The 14,144-nt window shown below is 73.4% G+C and carries 16 protein-coding genes; 10 read left to right on the plus strand and 6 right to left on the minus strand.

The window, feature by feature from the left end:
• The first annotated feature begins 68 nt into the window (after positions 1 to 68).
• From ACIQOE_RS22505 to ACIQOE_RS22525, 5 genes are all read left to right on the plus strand, one after another.
• Positions 69 to 266, plus strand: a complete 198-nt coding sequence (locus ACIQOE_RS22505; protein WP_351324095.1) for a hypothetical protein — start codon at positions 69 to 71, stop codon at positions 264 to 266.
• A gap of 109 nt (positions 267 to 375) precedes the next feature.
• Positions 376 to 3,162, plus strand: coding sequence for a class III lanthionine synthetase LanKC (gene lanKC, locus ACIQOE_RS22510; RefSeq protein ID WP_401413233.1), 2,787 nt, complete (start codon positions 376 to 378; stop codon positions 3,160 to 3,162).
• Entirely contained in the window at positions 3,162 to 4,568 is a 1,407-nt protein-coding gene (locus tag ACIQOE_RS22515; protein WP_401413235.1) for an MFS transporter, read from the plus strand. Before lanKC ends, ACIQOE_RS22515 begins: the two co-directional genes overlap by 1 nt.
• Before the next feature lie 45 nt (positions 4,569 to 4,613).
• Positions 4,614 to 5,642 (plus strand): LLM class flavin-dependent oxidoreductase, encoded by a 1,029-nt coding sequence (locus tag ACIQOE_RS22520; RefSeq protein WP_401413239.1) that lies wholly within the window; start codon positions 4,614 to 4,616, stop codon positions 5,640 to 5,642.
• 116 nt (positions 5,643 to 5,758) lie between these two features.
• Entirely contained in the window at positions 5,759 to 6,466 is a 708-nt protein-coding gene (locus ACIQOE_RS22525) for an SDR family oxidoreductase (protein ID WP_365559987.1), read from the plus strand.
• A 126-nt stretch (positions 6,467 to 6,592) separates the two neighbouring features.
• Here the strand turns inward: ACIQOE_RS22525 and ACIQOE_RS22530 are convergent, their stop codons facing one another.
• From ACIQOE_RS22530 to ACIQOE_RS22540, 3 genes are all read right to left on the minus strand, one after another.
• A complete protein-coding gene (locus ACIQOE_RS22530; RefSeq protein ID WP_351324103.1) occupies positions 6,593 to 6,859 on the minus strand; it encodes a hypothetical protein in 267 nt (88 codons plus the stop codon).
• 191 nt (positions 6,860 to 7,050) lie between these two features.
• Positions 7,051 to 7,827, minus strand: coding sequence for a hypothetical protein (locus ACIQOE_RS22535; RefSeq protein ID WP_401413242.1), 777 nt, complete (start codon positions 7,825 to 7,827; stop codon positions 7,051 to 7,053).
• 197 nt (positions 7,828 to 8,024) lie between these two features.
• Complete coding sequence (locus tag ACIQOE_RS22540; protein ID WP_401413244.1) at positions 8,025 to 8,837, minus strand: class I SAM-dependent methyltransferase; 813 nt, start codon at positions 8,835 to 8,837, stop codon at positions 8,025 to 8,027.
• Positions 8,838 to 9,101: 264 nt separating this feature from the next.
• On the opposite strand from ACIQOE_RS22540, the gene ACIQOE_RS22545 reads away from it, so the two are divergent.
• Together ACIQOE_RS22545 and ACIQOE_RS22550 are read left to right on the plus strand one after the other, a co-directional pair.
• The gene (locus tag ACIQOE_RS22545; RefSeq protein ID WP_401413246.1) at positions 9,102 to 10,031 is read left to right on the plus strand and encodes an NAD(P)-dependent oxidoreductase; all 930 of its coding nucleotides are present in this window, start codon (positions 9,102 to 9,104) and stop codon (positions 10,029 to 10,031) included.
• A gap of 9 nt (positions 10,032 to 10,040) precedes the next feature.
• Positions 10,041 to 10,496, plus strand: coding sequence for an RpiB/LacA/LacB family sugar-phosphate isomerase (locus tag ACIQOE_RS22550; RefSeq protein ID WP_401413248.1), 456 nt, complete (start codon positions 10,041 to 10,043; stop codon positions 10,494 to 10,496).
• A 3-nt stretch (positions 10,497 to 10,499) separates the two neighbouring features.
• On the opposite strand, the gene ACIQOE_RS22555 is transcribed toward ACIQOE_RS22550, so the two are convergent.
• The gene (locus tag ACIQOE_RS22555) at positions 10,500 to 10,868 is read right to left on the minus strand and encodes a DUF6479 family protein (protein ID WP_351324110.1); all 369 of its coding nucleotides are present in this window, start codon (positions 10,866 to 10,868) and stop codon (positions 10,500 to 10,502) included.
• A 298-nt stretch (positions 10,869 to 11,166) separates the two neighbouring features.
• Between ACIQOE_RS22555 and ACIQOE_RS22560 the strand changes: the two genes are divergently transcribed.
• Together ACIQOE_RS22560 and ACIQOE_RS22565 are read left to right on the plus strand one after the other, a co-directional pair.
• Positions 11,167 to 11,460, plus strand: a complete 294-nt coding sequence (locus tag ACIQOE_RS22560; protein ID WP_401413250.1) for a hypothetical protein — start codon at positions 11,167 to 11,169, stop codon at positions 11,458 to 11,460.
• 169 nt (positions 11,461 to 11,629) lie between these two features.
• A complete protein-coding gene (locus ACIQOE_RS22565) occupies positions 11,630 to 12,055 on the plus strand; it encodes an SsgA family sporulation/cell division regulator (RefSeq protein WP_401413252.1) in 426 nt (141 codons plus the stop codon).
• Positions 12,056 to 12,157: 102 nt separating this feature from the next.
• Here the strand turns inward: ACIQOE_RS22565 and ACIQOE_RS22570 are convergent, their stop codons facing one another.
• The gene (locus ACIQOE_RS22570; protein ID WP_351324115.1) at positions 12,158 to 12,862 is read right to left on the minus strand and encodes a helix-turn-helix domain-containing protein; all 705 of its coding nucleotides are present in this window, start codon (positions 12,860 to 12,862) and stop codon (positions 12,158 to 12,160) included.
• A 153-nt stretch (positions 12,863 to 13,015) separates the two neighbouring features.
• On the opposite strand from ACIQOE_RS22570, the gene ACIQOE_RS22575 reads away from it, so the two are divergent.
• On the plus strand, positions 13,016 to 13,390 hold the full coding sequence (locus ACIQOE_RS22575; RefSeq protein WP_365559998.1) for a ferredoxin: 375 nt from the start codon (positions 13,016 to 13,018) through the stop codon (positions 13,388 to 13,390).
• Positions 13,391 to 13,422: 32 nt separating this feature from the next.
• Here the strand turns inward: ACIQOE_RS22575 and ACIQOE_RS22580 are convergent, their stop codons facing one another.
• Positions 13,423 to 14,082 carry an MSMEG_1061 family FMN-dependent PPOX-type flavoprotein gene (locus ACIQOE_RS22580; protein WP_401413255.1) on the minus strand — a complete coding sequence of 220 codons (660 nt, stop codon included), beginning with the start codon at positions 14,080 to 14,082 and terminating at the stop codon, positions 13,423 to 13,425.
• Positions 14,083 to 14,144 lie beyond the last annotated feature (62 nt).

Consider the following 14,144-nt stretch of genomic DNA (forward strand, 5'->3'; position numbering starts at 1 on the left):
CCGCCCGGCAGCCGGAGCACCACGGCACCGCCGCACGCACCGAACCCGTCGATGTGAGGAGTGACGCCATGTCCGAGGAGATCCGTCCCGACGCCGAGGCCGAGCCCGTCGAGCCCACCGAGACCGACGACGCCGTCGAGGCGCACCTCGCGGCCGGCCAGGACGCCGTCCTGGGCCTCCAGAAGCTCAGCCCCGAGAAGGAGGCCTCCATGATCAGCGACCCCGCCGGCAGCGGGGGCTCCTGCCACAACATCAGCTGCTTCTGACAGCTGGCGTTCACGCGTCACGCCGTTCCGCCGGACCGGGGCCGGGTGTCCCCGGGCCGGCGGTGCGGCGCGTCATCGACTTGGGTTCTCGGCAGAGGGGATGGGCGGAATGCAGCTCGAGTGGGAGATCATCCAGACGTACATGACGCACCACCCACGCTGGTTCGAGGACTTCGAGCGCCGCGCGCCCAGCGGGGAGCATCTGCGCGAGTACCGTGCGGCGATGCCGCCGTCGTGGCTGCTGTGGCGCCGGGGCTACTGGCTGCTGACCGCGCCGCCGCAGGTGCCCGCCGTCGCCCAGGGCTGGAAGCTGCACGTGTCCGCGACCTCCGAGAACAGCGCCGAAGTCCTGCGGACCGCGCTGCCGTTGCTGCGCGACGCCGCCGTGCACTTCAAGTTCCTGATGGATCCCGCGGCCATGCTGGAGTCCAACGGCAAGTCCTTCCCGCGGGGTTCGAGCGGCAAGTTCATCACGGTGTACCCGCAGGACGAGCAGGAGTTCCGGGCGGTGGGCGACGCGCTGACCGCGGCCCTTGCGGCCTTCGACGGCCCGCACATCCTCTCCGACCGGCGCTATCCGGGCTCACGGGTGGTCCACTACCGCTACGGCGGCTTCGTGTCGATCTCCCGGATGAGGCCCTCCGGGATGAAGGAGCTGCTGATCCGCACCCCGGACGGGGAGCCGGTCGTGGACATCCGCCACCCGTACTTCCACCTCCCGGCCTGGGTCAGGGACCCGTTCACCGGCGAGGCGGCACCGGAGCGGCCCGCCCCGCCGGACGAGCCCGCCGAGACCGGCGCGGACGACCCCGCGGACACCGGCATCACGCTGGCGGACGGCCGCTTCACCGTCGTCAGCGCGATGAAGTTCAGCAACCGCGGCGGGATCTACCACGGCATCGACAACGAGACAGGCGCGGACGTGCTGATCCGCGAGGCGCGGCCGGGCGTGCAGATCGGACCGGACGGGACGGACGCCGTCCTGCTGCTGCGCCACGAGTACGACATCCTCACCGAACTCGCCGACACGGGCCTGTTCGTCCGCCCGGTCGCCTTCTTCACCGAGTGGGAACACTCCTTCCTCGTCGAGGAGTTCATCGAGGGCACCCACCTGGGACACCTCGGCATCGTCGAGAACCCCGTGTACAACCTCGATCTGAGCGCCGAGCGCCTCACCGACTACTACGAGCGGTTCCGCGCGCTGTGGCTGCGGGTCGCCGACGCGATCGCGGTCTGCCACGAGCGCGGCATCGTGCTGGGCGACCTGTCGCTGACGAACATCATGGTCACCGGCGACGACCGGGTCCTGCTCATCGACATGGAGTCGGCCTTCCACGAGGACGCCCCGGCCGGACCGGCGCGCGGGGCGCGGCTGTACACGCCCGGCATGGTGACCCGCCGGGCGAGGCTGGCCGCGCAGGGCGACCGGCGCACGGACTACTACGCCTTCGGCGGGCTGATCCTCGGCTGCGTCATGCTCTGCCACCAGACCGACTTCATCGACCGCACGATGCCGCGCCGGCTGCTGGCCGAGGTCGCGGCCGACCTCTCACTCCCCGCCGAACTGGTGCGGCTGATCACCGACCTGTACGACGAGGACGCCGACCTGCCGGACCCGGACGCCCTGCGCGCACGCATCGAGGCCCTGCCCTTCGGGGACGCCTGGCGGCAGCCGCCGCCGCTGGGACTGCCCCCGGTGACGGACGCGGCGGCCCGCGTCGAGCTGCACAAGCGTGTCGAGGCGACCCTCCAGGGCGTCGCCGAGTTCTGGACCGGGACCGCGGACCTGGACCGGCAGGACCGGCTGTTCCCCGCCGACGTGGCGGTGTTCCGGACGAACCCGCTCTCGCTCGCCCACGGCGCGTACGGCCCGCTGTACGCCCTGCACCGGCTGCGCGGGTCGGTACCGGACGAGCTGCACGCCTGGGCCCTGCGCCAGTCCACCGCCCACGACGCGATGCCGGCCGGACTGTATCTCGGCACGGCGGGCGTGGCCTGGGCCCAGTCGGCCATCGGCCACGTCGACATCGCCGTACGGACGCTCCAAGGGGCCCACGACCACCCGCAGTTGCTGACCGAGCCCGGCGTGCTGACCGGGGCGGCCGGATACGGCATGGCGTGCCTGCGCCTGTGGCGGGACTCGGGGGTGGCGGAGTTCCTCGACCGCGCCGTCGCCGTCGGCGGCCATCTCGCCCGCACCGCGCGGCGCGAGAACGGTCTGGCCTCGTGGCCCGACGCGAGCCGCCCGACCCCGATCGGCTACGCGGACGGCGCGTCCGGCATCGCCCTGTTCCTGCTCGGCCTGCACGGCGCGACCGGCGATCCGGCGGTGCTCGAACTCGGCCGGGCCGCACTGGACTTCGACCTGTCCCAGATGGTCGCGGGGGCCGGCGGGCGGCTGTCCTTCCCCGCGACGGTGGCGACGGACGACAAGCCGACCATGGTCGTGCGGCACTACTGGGACCACGGCACCGCGGGCGTCCTCACCACCCTGCTGCGCTACCACCACGTCACCGCCGATCCCGCGCTGCGGGCGCGGATCGACGAGCTGCTGCCCGACGTCCGCCGCAAGTACACCGTCTTCCCGCAGCTGTTCCACGGCACGAGCGGGCTCGGCAACGTCCTGCTCGACGCCTACGAGTTCCTGGGCGACACCGAGTTGCTCGCGGAGGCGGAGCGGGTGGCCGAGTCCGTGCTGTGCATGGCGATCGAGCGTCCCGAGGGGATCGTCTTCCCCGGCGAGCAGACCGTGCGGGAGAGCTGCGACCTCGCGAGCGGGTCCGCGGGCGTGGCACTGTTCCTGGACCGGCTGCGCACGGCCCGCCCCGGCGGCCGCACCAACGGCAACTTCGTCCTGGACGACCTGCTGCCCGCGGCCGCCCGGACGGGCGCGTGATGGACGGGACGCCGGCCGCCTCAGGGGCGGCCCCCGCCGTCGTACCGCTGCGGGCCAACCGCGAGTTCCGGCTGCTGTGGGTGGGACAGGCCCTGTCCGACTTCGGCACGGCCATGACCTCGCTGGTGCTGCCGCTGGTGCTGCTGCGCAGCGGGTACTCGACGTCGGCGACCAGCGTCATCGGTACGGCCGTACTGGTGACGGCGATGGTGCTGCGGATGCCCGCCGGGTACCTGACCGACCACTACAGCCACCGGCGGCTCATGCTCGTCGCCGACCTGGCCCGGCTGGTCACGGTCGGTGCCGTCGCCGTCTGGACGTATCTGGACCGGCTGCCGATCGCGATGGCCGTGATCACGGTGGTCGTGGCACAGGTCGGTGTGGAGCTGTTCCGGCCGAGCCAGAACGCCACCGTCCGCAGGGTCGTCCCCGCCGTCCAGCTGGGCACGGCCATCTCCCTGAACCAGGCACGGGCCTACGCCGCCGGGATCGTCGCCCCGGCCGTCGCCGGTCTGCTCATCGCGGCCTCGCTGTGGCTGCCGTTCGCGATCGACGCGGCGACCTACGCGGTGTCCGCACTGTGCGTGCTGGCCCTGTACCGCCCGCTGCGGCGCGCCGAGGCGGCACGCCGGGCGGACCGGGACGCCGGGGCAGGGGCCGGGGACGGAGCGGGAGGCACCGGCGAGAGGACGCCGGGCGGCGCCGACCCGGCGCGGGAGGCGGAGGACTGCGAGGAGGCGGTGCTGGCGCACATGAGCGGCACCGGGGCGAAGTCCGAACCCCGCGAGCGCTTCCTGCCCCGGCTGACGGCGGGCCTGCGGTACGTGGTCCGCAACCCCTTCCTCCGCACGATCGCCGGGCTGGCCGCGGGCGAGAACTTCGCCTTCCAGGCCCTCGCCTACGCCCTGTTGCTGGGCATCGGCCGCGAGCACGACGGGGCCACGGCGGTGGGCCTCGCGATGAGCGCGGCGGCGATCACCGGCCTGACCGGCTCGCTGATCGCGCCGTTCCTGCAACGCAGACTGCGGATGCAGACGGTGATGGCGTCCGGACCGGCGCTGGCCGGCGTCATGCTAGCCGTCGCCTGGTACACGGACAGCGGCATCGCCTTCGCCGCCGGGTACTCCGCGCTGTGCCTGCTGACCCCCGTCAACGGGGCGGTGTTCGGGACCATCCTGGCGACCACCGTGCCGGAGAACATCTACGGCCGCACCACGACGGCCCTCGGGTTCGTCGCGGAGATCCTCCAGCCGCTCGGTCCGCTCGCCGCCGGTCTGCTGCTGTCGTATCTCTCACTGTCGGGCACCGCCGCGCTGTTCGCCCTGGCGTTCGCCCTGCTCGCGGCCCTCGCCCTGCTGATGCCGTCGCCGCCGGTCACGGCGGACGCGAAGACGGCCGCGGCCTGACACCCACCGCGCGCCGCACGCCCCGCCCCACTCCAGGGAGGTTCCATGGTTTCGCTGTCCGTGCTGGACGTGGCGCTGGTCGCGCCCGGCGGCACCGCCCGGCAGGCACTCCACGACGTCGTCGCCACGGCGGTGGCCGCCGACACCTGCGGCTACCACCGCTTCTGGGTCGCCGAGCACCACAACTCACCGCGCTGCGCGGGAAGTTCCCCGGCCGTACTGATCTCGCACATCGCGGCGGTGACCCGCCGCATCCGGGTCGGCTCCGGCGGCGTCATGCTGACCAACCACGCGCCGCTGACCGTCGCGGAGCAGTTCGCCGTCCTCCAGTCGCTGCACGACGACCGGATCGACCTGGGTGTCGGCCGCGCCACCGGCGGCACGGACAGCAGCACCCTGCTCGACCGCGCCCTGCGCCGCCCGCCCCAGGCACGCGCGGAGTTCCCCCAACTCCTCGACGAACTGGTCGGCTTCCTCTACGGCCGCTGGCCGGGCGGCCACGAGTTCCAGGAGCTGGAACTCTCCCCGGCCCTGCCGGTGCCGCCGGGCGTCTTCGTGCTCGGCACCTCGGAGAACGGCGCCCGGGTCGCCGCCGCGCGCGGGCTGCCGTTCGCCTACGGCGCCCATCTCGGGCCCAAGTCCCGCCCGGCGGCCCTGGACCGCTACCGGTCGGCCTTCACCCCCGGCCCGCTCGGGACCAGCCCGCATGTCATCGCGTCCGTCAACGTCCAGTGCGCCGACACGGACGAGGAGGCCGAACGCCTCGTCCAGGAGACGATCACCGCCCGGTTCCGCCAGAAGCACGCCGCGACGTCGCCGGGCGTCGTCCTGCCGGAGGCACGCGAGCGCTACCTGGTCGGCAGGATGCTGGACGACATGCAGCTCGTCCGCGGCGCCCCCGCCACCGTCGCGGCCGGCCTGCGGCGGCTCGCCACGGCCCTGGGCGCCGACGAGATCATGCTGGTCCCCTACGACATCACGGCCGAGGGCCGCGCCCGCACCCTGCGCCTGACCGCCGGGGCCTGGCACCACCCCACCGCACCGGACCGCCCGGCGGTCACCTCCCAGACGTAGCGGCCGCGGTCGTCCTTCCGGGGCGGCCCGGGTCGCGGAGGCGCGTCGGTGGTACTGCCGGTCCCAGGAAGAAGGGTGTGCTGGCTGACCGTACGACCGCGGCGCAGGCTGGACGCATGACGACAACACTGATCACCGGAGCCAACAAGGGCATCGGCCACGAGACCGCCCGCCGGCTCGTCGCCGCGGGCCACACCGTGTACGTGGGCGCGAGGAACGCCGAGCGGGGCCGCCGGGCCGCCGAGGAACTCGGCGCCCGGTTCGTCCTCCTCGACGTCACCGACGACGCCTCGGTCGAGGCCGCCGCCAAGACGATCGAGGCGGACGGCGGACTGGACGTCCTGATCAACAACGCCGGGATCGAGTCCCGGACCGCGGACAACAGCGTGCCGACCGCCGAGACCGTCACCGCCGACCAGATGCGGAACACCTTCGAGACCAACGTCTTCGGCGTGGTCCGTGTCCTGCACGCCTTCCTGCCGCTGCTGCGGCGCTCGGCGGCGCCGGTCGTGGTCAACGTCAGCAGCGGACTGGCCTCGCTGACGGCACTCTCCGACCCCGACCACCCGGCCCACTTCTACCCGGGCATCGCCTACCCGACGTCCAAGACCGCGGTGAACATGCTCACCGTGCAGTTCGCGAAGGCCTTCCCGAAGATGCGGATCAACTCCGTCGAACCGGGCTTCACCAAGACCGACCTGAACGGCAACACGGGCACCCAGACCGTGGCGCAGGGCGCCGAGATCATCGTCCGGATGGCACAGCTCGGGCCGGACGGACCGACCGGCGGCTACTTCGACGTCAACGGCCCGCTGGCCTGGTGAGCCGAGGACGCCACGGCTGAGGCGGACCGGGCGCCGGTGCCCCGCGGGGACACCGGCGCCCGGCGCAACCGGCCGACCGGTCACTTGAACGGTCAGGAGCCCGAGCCGCCCGGAAGGAAGCTTTCTTCAGGACGCGCGGCGGGGGTCGCACAGCACCATGACCGCGCGGGCGACGAGTTCGCCGGCGCCGCCGAGCTCCTCGCGGTAGCGGCCCGTGACGCCGCGTACCGTCTCCGCGAAGACCGGGTCGGCGGCGCGGTCGCGGGCCGGGGGCACGAGCTGCCGCGCCATCGCGCGGCGGCGGGCGAGCAGCGCGATGATCTCCTCGTCGAGGCGTTCGAGCGGGGCGAGTGACCGGTCCGCCGTCGCGTCCGTAGCGGGCTTCGTCGTCACGAGAGGTCTCCGTCCTCCGAGGACGGGACCCAGATCGTGGATCCCGCCCGCCTTCATCGCAGTAGCTCCTTCATCACTGTGCCCAGGGCGTTCGGCGGCGACTCCTCGGGGATCACCCGAGGAGTCGGCACTTCCGGCAGGCGGGAGCGGAACGGGGCGGGCGGGCCGACGACGCGGCCGGAGACACCGGGTCAGCCGAGGCAGATGACCAGCAGGCAGAGCTGCGGGGGGCGGGTCTGGGCCGGGGCGGTGCTCGCCGTCGGCGCGGGCGTGCTGTCGTCGGCGGCCGGGGTGGGGGCGGCGGTGGTGGGCGCGGCCGCGGGCTGCGACTGCGGGGCGGTGGTGGTGCCGGAGGAGGCGGGCGCGGTGGCGGCCGCCGCCTGGGACGTGGCGGCGGAGGACGCCGTCGACGGAGCCGACACGAGGGGCAGCCGGCGAGGCGTCGTGGTGGCGCGGGGAGTGCCGGTGGTCTGCTCGTGCGGCACGTTGCCGGCCGCCTGCCGCCGAGTGGCGTCCGAGGGGCCGGGAGCACGGTGACGGCCGGTCGCTGCGGATGCCGGCGTCACGGGCACCGTGGCCTCCTGGTCCGCGACACCCATGGCCCTGTTGTCCGGGGCGCTGGCCGCCTGTGCCTGGTCGGTGGACTGGCGGTCCAGCGAGGCGACGGTCAGGCCGCCGCCGACCAGGGCGACGGCGGTGGCCACCAGGGCCCGCCGCTGGGTCTTCTTCCAGCGGGCCCGCTGACGGCGCCGGGCCGCCCGGCCCGCAGGGGCGGCGGCGACGGCGGGGGAGCTCACGGCGGACGCGTTGGCGGGGTCGCCCTGCGTGTCGTCGTACCGGGTGCCGGCCGCCGGGGCCCGCCAGGGCGTCACCACGGCGCGGGGCGCGGTGTTCGGGGTGTAGGCGCCGCAACCAGGGCACGCCAGGGCACCGTTGAGGTGCCGACGGCACGAGGAGCAGTAGTCCATCGGAGGTCTTCCTGACTCGACTGCGCCAGCGGCGTCCTCTGCCGTGGCCTGATCTCGATCACTCGGGATCGAACGGCCTGAACGGTAGCGAGCCTTTGGCCGGGCAGTGTGCAGTCTGTGTGCCGTTTCTGCGCAGATGCGCCACGTCGACCGGACCGGCACGCGCAGTCACCGACGTACCCGGCCAGGGGCGGGCGTCAGCCGGCGGTTCCCTCCCGCGGCCTGCGGCCCCAGGCGGTCAGCATCCCGGCGGACAGCGCGGCGCACTCGTCCGACGCCAGGTAGCGGACCGCCGCGTCGACGGCCGCGTCGTCGACCAGGCCGGTGGCGAGCATCGCCGCCCGGCTCCGCTCCCAGGTGTCCGCCCAGAACCGGCTGACGGGGCTGTCCGGCACCAGCGGCGGCACGTGGATCTCGGCGGCGACGGACACGAGTCCCGCTCCCCGCAGCAGCTGCGGGTAGGACGGCACCCAGGAGACGTCGGTGCCGATGGTCGCCCGCAGCCCCTGCCACATCGCCTGCATCACCGTCGTGTACGGCGTGTCCGGAGTGCGGTCGCTCGTCAGGTCGACCGCGTCACTGAGCACCAGCACCCCGCCCGGCTCCACCAGACCGGCCAGCGCGGTGATCACGCGGTCGTGCTCGGGCAGGTGCATCAGCACGAAACGGGCGTGGACCACGTCGAACCGGCCGGTGACCTGGTCCAGAGCGGTGGTGACGTCGGCCTCCAGGACGTCGAGCCCGGGTCTCGCGGTGAGGAAGCGCACGTCCCGGTCGACGGCGAGCACGCTCTCCACCCCGGCCTCGTCCAGGAGCCGCCGGGAGACCGTGCCCGTCCCGGCGCCCACGTCCAGGCAACGCCGGCCGGGCCCGGCGCCGAGCGCCCGCAGCCGGGCCATCGTGAGGTCGTCGTAGACGAGGGCGCCGACGTCGACGCGCTCGCCCTCGCCCGCCCGGTCGGGACGGAAGACCGTCTCGCCGTACCGGCCGCCGCCCGGCGCGGTGGTCATGCCGCCGCCGTGGTACCGCCGGGACGGCCGCCGGGCCGCCGGACCCACAGGATGTCGAAGACGTTCATGACCGGACCTCTGCGCGTGGTGGTGCGGCCCGTCCCGAGGCGGCCGCACCGCCGATCCTGCACCGACAGCCGCCCGCACACCCGAGGCGCGCCGCACCCGACCCCGATCGGCCTCACCCGTCGCGGGCACCGGCACCCGCGCGCCGTACAGTGCCGATGGTCCTCACCTTCCGCACGCCGAGCAGGAGTTACGACGATGACGCAAGAGACCGGCAGCCCCGACACCCCCGTGTACGGCTTCGTGGGGCTCGGCGTGATGGGGCAGCCCATGGCGCTCAATCTCGCCAGGGCCGGCACCCCGCTGATCGTCTGGAACCGGACGCCCGACCGTGCGGAGCCGCTGCGTGCCGCCGGGGCGCGGGTCGCGGCGAGCGTCGAGGACGTCTTCGCACGCGCGCGTGTCGTGTTCGTCATGCTCCTCGACGAGGCGGTGACCGACACGGTCCTCGGCCGGGGCGGTCCCGCGTTCGGGAAACTCGTCGCCGGTCGTGTCGTCGTGTCGATGGGCTCGACGGCACCCGAGTACGCGCGCGGGCTCGCCGCCGACGTGCACGCCGCGGGCGGCCGGTTCGTCGAGGCCCCGGTCTCCGGATCGCGCAAGCCCGCGGAGGCCGGCGAACTGGTCGCGATGCTCGGCGGCGACCGGGACACCGTGGAAGAGGTACGGCCCCTGCTCGCCCCCATGTGCCGGGAGGCCATCCCCTGCGGCGGGGCCGGCTCCGGCCTGCTGATGAAACTGGCCGTCAACCTCTACCTGAACACGACGATCGCGGCCCTCGCGGAGGCCGTGCACTTCGCCGCGCGCCAGGACCTGGACCTGGAGACCTTCCGGGCCGTCGTGGACTCCGGCCAGCTGGCCAGCGGCGTGACCCGGGTGAAGGTCCCGATGCTCGCCGCCCACGACTTCACCGTGCAGGCCGCCACCGCCGACGCCCACGCCAGCACCCGCCTGATCGCCGACGCGGCCCGCGCCGCCGGCATCGCCACCCCGCTCCTCGACCTCAGCAGCGACCTCTACGCCGAGAGCGTGCGGCTCGGCAACGCACGCCTGGACATGTCCTCGGTCCTCACCGCCATCGAGGCCCGTACCGAGGCCCGCACGGACACCGCCCCGGACAAGCTCTAGGCTGCGGGCATGCGGATCTCCGTCTCCTCGGACATCGACGAACCCGTGGCGCGCCTCCTCGTCGAGGAACTGCGCCGCCGCGGCCACGAGGTCCGCGCGTACGGCGCGCTCGAACCGGGGGCCGACCCGCGGTGGGCGGTCTGCTCGGAGACGGCCGCCCGTGACGTCGCCGCCGGCACCGCCGACCAGGCCGTCGTGTGCTGCTGGACCGGCACCGGCGCCTCGATCGCCGCGAACAAGGTGCCGGGCGTCCGCGCGGCCCTGTGCGCCGACGCGTACACCGCCGACGGCGCCCGCCGCTGGAACGACGCCAACGTCCTCGCCCTGAGCCTGCGGCTGACCTCGCAGCCGCTGCTCAAGGAGATCCTCGACGCCTGGTTCGCGGCGACGCCGAGCCAGGACGCCGAGGATCTCGGGAACGTGGCCCACGTCGGACGTCTCGACGTGGGCCGGGGAGCGGTCTAGGGGTCAGTGGGCGCCGAGGCCGCCGCCGCCGAACGAGCCGCTGCTGCCCTTGCTCCAGCGTGGCCGGTCCGTCGACGTGCTCGGTCTGGTCTGCTGATTGCTCAGTTCGTAGGGAGTGAGCGGACGACCCCCCTTGGGCATCACCGGGATCTCCTCGGACTCGCGGTTCTCCCGGATCTCGTGGACGGCGCCCTCCGGTGGCAGCTTCGGCTGCTCGTCGGGGCGCGGGCGGGGTGACTCCCGCTCCTTGACACGATTGCCGAGCCAGAAGCCACCGGCGAGCATCGCCAGGACGGCCACGGCGACCACGAACAGCCCGAGGCTCAAGAGGCCGCTGGGAGCGGCCAGCTCCATCGTCGATTCCGTGCTCATACCTAGGGGATACCCGCCCAGAAAGGCATGAACCGGACAGCTTTCCGTGTCCGTTCGTATCCGCCCTGCGATCGTCGCGACCGCGAATCCGCCTGGTGTCCGCGCTGGACGGCGACGTGTGACGTCCCTTTCCGTCCGCTGTGACGGGCTTCACCGCAAACATGAGGCACCCCTCAAGTACGCTGGGCAACGCCGAACATGAGGGGTCCCTCAGGATCCTCCGGTCCGGTGGAACGGACATCGCGGCGGCCGCCGTACCGGCAGGGCCCCGCAGTACAGGAAATGGCAAGGAATGACCATGAACAGGTGGATCAGGCGCGTCTCGGTCGCTGTCACTTCTACGGCCCTCGCGGGCGGAGCCCTGCTCGGGGCCGTCGGCACCGCGTCGGCGGCGTCGGCCCCGGAATCCTCCGCGCACGCGCAGTCCTCTTCGTCCGCCGCCTTCGCGGACGCGTCCAGGAGCGGTCACGGCGAAGGCCTGCACCTCTCCTTCCGGGACGGCCGGCAGCAGGCGACGGCCACCGCCTCGGTCGCCGTCAGCAGCGAGCGCTGGTACCTGGACCAGATCGCCTGGGATCTGCACCAGCACTGATGCGGTCGCGGGCCGACACGGTCGGTTCGACGGGCCGCAGCGCCCCGGCCCCTGGGCCGTCGCTGCGACGCGTCGAACCGACCGCCGGCCGGGCCGACGTCGGGCCGGGTCCGACGTACCGGGGGAGCGATCGCAACGCCGGGGGAGCCGGATGCAGGAGTGAGGAACAGTGAGATCGGTCAGAACCGTGGCGTGCGAGCTTCCCGTGGAGTTCGTCCTGTCGCACGAGGTGTCGGTGCCCATGCACGCGGCACTGCGGTACGAGGCGGACGACCCCTACGCCGTCCGTACCGTCTTCCATCCGCCGGGCCAGGACGTGACCGTCGAGTGGTTCTTCAGCCGCGACATGCTCGCCCAGGCGCTGAGCGGGCGGACCGGACAGGGCGGGGACGTGCACATGTGGCCGGCCGTCGACGCGGGACGCGATGTCGTGTACGTCGCCCTGCGCGCGCCCGCGGGATCGGCCCTGCTCGCGTTTCCCGCCTACGACGTGCGGGCCTTCCTGCGCGAGACGTGGTCGCTGGTGCTGCCGGGGCGCGAAGCCGACCGGTTCGACCTGGACGAGGAGCTGGCGCAGCTGCTGGCGGGAAGCTGACCGCCTCCTCGGGACGCGAGCGGGCCCGGTGCCGACCGTAGGCACCGGGCCCGCTCGCGTGGCGTCTCGTCGCGTCGGCCGGCGGGTCTCACCCGCCGTGGCTCAGGCGTCCTCCTGGCACTCGCGGCACTCCTCCTCGGGGCACTCCAGCGTGGTGAGGGTCTGGTCGACCTGCCGGGTGGTCAGCGGAGGCTCGGGCAGGTCATGGGCGCACTGGGCGCGGAACCCGTCGAGCAGCAGGTGGAGATGGCGGCGCCAGGCATGGGGTGCGACGGCCCGCGTGGCCCGGATGATCCCGGCCTGGGACCAGATGACGAAGGCGATGTCCTCGGGCGTGACGTCCGCGCGCAGGACGCCCTGCTCCTGGGCGTTGCGGAAGATCTGCGCGGCCCGCTCCTGGGTGCGCTCGAACATGCCGCGGCCGAGCGCGTGGACCGGCAGCCGGGCCGAGGCCAGGTCGTTGAAGGCGCGGTCGCAGGCCTGGAGCTGGCAGAGCTTCTCCAGGTAGTGGCAGAACCCCTGCCACGCGTCGTCCATGGCCGCGGCCTCTTCCGCGGTGGCCAGCAGCTCCGTGAACTTCGCGGTGAACAGCTCCTCGACCAGGTCGAGTCTGCGTGGGAAGTGCCGGTAGAGCGTGCCGATCGCGACGCCCGCCTCGCGGGCCACACCCTCCAGCGACGCGTCCAGCCCCTGCTCGGCGAAAGCCGTGCGGGCGGCGGCCACGATCGCGTCCCGGTTGCGCTGCGCGTCACGGCGCAGCGCCTTGGCCGGCGCCTTGGAGGCGGGCAGGACGTGCTGGTGGCTCATGTCCCCAGGCTAACATGAGGGCCCCCTCGAATTCGATGACGTGACCCTGCTCACGACCGCTCCGGCGGCGGCCTCCCCGTCCCCCGGCCGTCCCGGGGAGCCTGCCGTCCCGCTGCCGGGTTTGCCGTCCCGTGGCGCGGCAACCCGGGGGCCATGACGCCGCCGAGTTCCCAGCAGGAGCTGTACGGATACCTGGAGGACCGCTTCGCCTGTGCTCAGGCCTGTACGGAGTGTGCTCGGCTCTGTGCGCTGGGCGCCAGCGTCTTCGACCCGGAGGGGACGGTCGAACTGGAGCGGGTGCGCCGTACCGGCATCATGTGCGCCGAGGTGTGCGACGCGACCTGCCGGGCGCTGACCGAGGAGAACGACCAGGACGAGGCGGGCCTGCGCGTCCAGCTGGAGTGGTGCCGAACGATCTGCCTCCGGGGCGCGCAGGCCTTCGACACCCGTCCCGGCGCCGAGAAGAGCGCGGCCGCGTGCCGGGCGTGCGCCGTGGCCTGCACGGAGTTCATGGCGACACTGACCTGAAAGGGGCAGGCATTCCGAGCCCTGCCCGCCCGCTACTCGTACCGGTACTTCAGCGAGTCCGCCTCCGTCTGCTCGATGTCGGCGATCGTCAGCCCAGGCATGCGGAGCTGGGCCAGCGTCACCTCGGCCGAGGTCGGCTGGGCGTCGGCCGGCAGCCACTGCTCCGGCTTCCACGCGCCGCTGCGCAGCAGCGACTTGGGGCAGTGCGGGTAGACCTCCTCGATGCCCAGCACCAGCGCGCTGGCCGGCGGCTTGCCGACCGGCGTCAGCTGCGTCAGCAGGTCCGGGCGGGTGGAGACGCAGGCCCGGCCGTTCACCCGGAGCGTCGTGGTCCGCCCGGGGATGACGAACAGCAGCCCGGCCCGCCCGGTGGCGACGACGTTCTGCAGGGTGTCCAGACGCTTGTTGCCGGTCGCGTCCGGTATGGCCACGGTCCGTTCGTCCAGGACGGCCACGAACCCGGCGGGCCCGCCGCGCGGCGACACGTCGCAGTTGCCGTCGGCGTCCGCGCTGGCGATCAGCACCAGCGAGGAGAGGCCGATCAACCGCCGGGTCTGGTCGGTGAGTTCGGTCATCTGCTTGCGTACGGCGGCGTCGCCGGGGCGTTCGTAGACCCGGCGCAGCGTCTCCTGATCGGACACGGCGTCCAGGCTCAGCGAGTCGAAGGCACTGCCGGCGAGAAGTGGCGTCATGCCCCGACCCTAATGCGCCGCCCGCCGGCGCCCCGGACATGGACCGCGGGGCGTCGCGGGCG

Origin of the sequence: Streptomyces sp. NPDC091282 (assembly GCF_044757385.1) — a bacterium.
Classification (GTDB): Bacteria; Actinomycetota; Actinomycetes; order Streptomycetales; family Streptomycetaceae; genus Streptomyces; species Streptomyces gramineus.

What these genes read in the sequence shown, in the direction of transcription:
- ACIQOE_RS22525 (WP_365559987.1), top strand. Translation starts at nt 5,759, where the DNA reads ATGACGACAACACTGATCACCGGAGCCAACAAGGGCATCGGCCACGAG.
- ACIQOE_RS22575 (WP_365559998.1), top strand. Translation starts at nt 13,016, where the DNA reads ATGACGCCGCCGAGTTCCCAGCAGGAGCTGTACGGATACCTGGAGGAC.
- ACIQOE_RS22580 (WP_401413255.1), bottom strand. Translation starts at nt 14,082, where the DNA reads ATGACGCCACTTCTCGCCGGCAGTGCCTTCGACTCGCTGAGCCTGGAC.
- ACIQOE_RS22540 (WP_401413244.1), bottom strand. Translation starts at nt 8,837, where the DNA reads ATGACCACCGCGCCGGGCGGCGGCCGGTACGGCGAGACGGTCTTCCGT.
- ACIQOE_RS22545 (WP_401413246.1), top strand. Translation starts at nt 9,102, where the DNA reads ATGACGCAAGAGACCGGCAGCCCCGACACCCCCGTGTACGGCTTCGTG.
- ACIQOE_RS22560 (WP_401413250.1), top strand. Translation starts at nt 11,167, where the DNA reads ATGAACAGGTGGATCAGGCGCGTCTCGGTCGCTGTCACTTCTACGGCC.
- ACIQOE_RS22535 (WP_401413242.1), bottom strand. Translation starts at nt 7,827, where the DNA reads ATGGACTACTGCTCCTCGTGCCGTCGGCACCTCAACGGTGCCCTGGCG.
- lanKC (WP_401413233.1), top strand. Translation starts at nt 376, where the DNA reads ATGCAGCTCGAGTGGGAGATCATCCAGACGTACATGACGCACCACCCA.
- ACIQOE_RS22505 (WP_351324095.1), top strand. Translation starts at nt 69, where the DNA reads ATGTCCGAGGAGATCCGTCCCGACGCCGAGGCCGAGCCCGTCGAGCCC.
- ACIQOE_RS22515 (WP_401413235.1), top strand. Translation starts at nt 3,162, where the DNA reads ATGGACGGGACGCCGGCCGCCTCAGGGGCGGCCCCCGCCGTCGTACCG.
- ACIQOE_RS22570 (WP_351324115.1), bottom strand. Translation starts at nt 12,862, where the DNA reads ATGAGCCACCAGCACGTCCTGCCCGCCTCCAAGGCGCCGGCCAAGGCG.
- ACIQOE_RS22555 (WP_351324110.1), bottom strand. Translation starts at nt 10,868, where the DNA reads ATGAGCACGGAATCGACGATGGAGCTGGCCGCTCCCAGCGGCCTCTTG.
- ACIQOE_RS22550 (WP_401413248.1), top strand. Translation starts at nt 10,041, where the DNA reads ATGCGGATCTCCGTCTCCTCGGACATCGACGAACCCGTGGCGCGCCTC.
- ACIQOE_RS22520 (WP_401413239.1), top strand. Translation starts at nt 4,614, where the DNA reads ATGGTTTCGCTGTCCGTGCTGGACGTGGCGCTGGTCGCGCCCGGCGGC.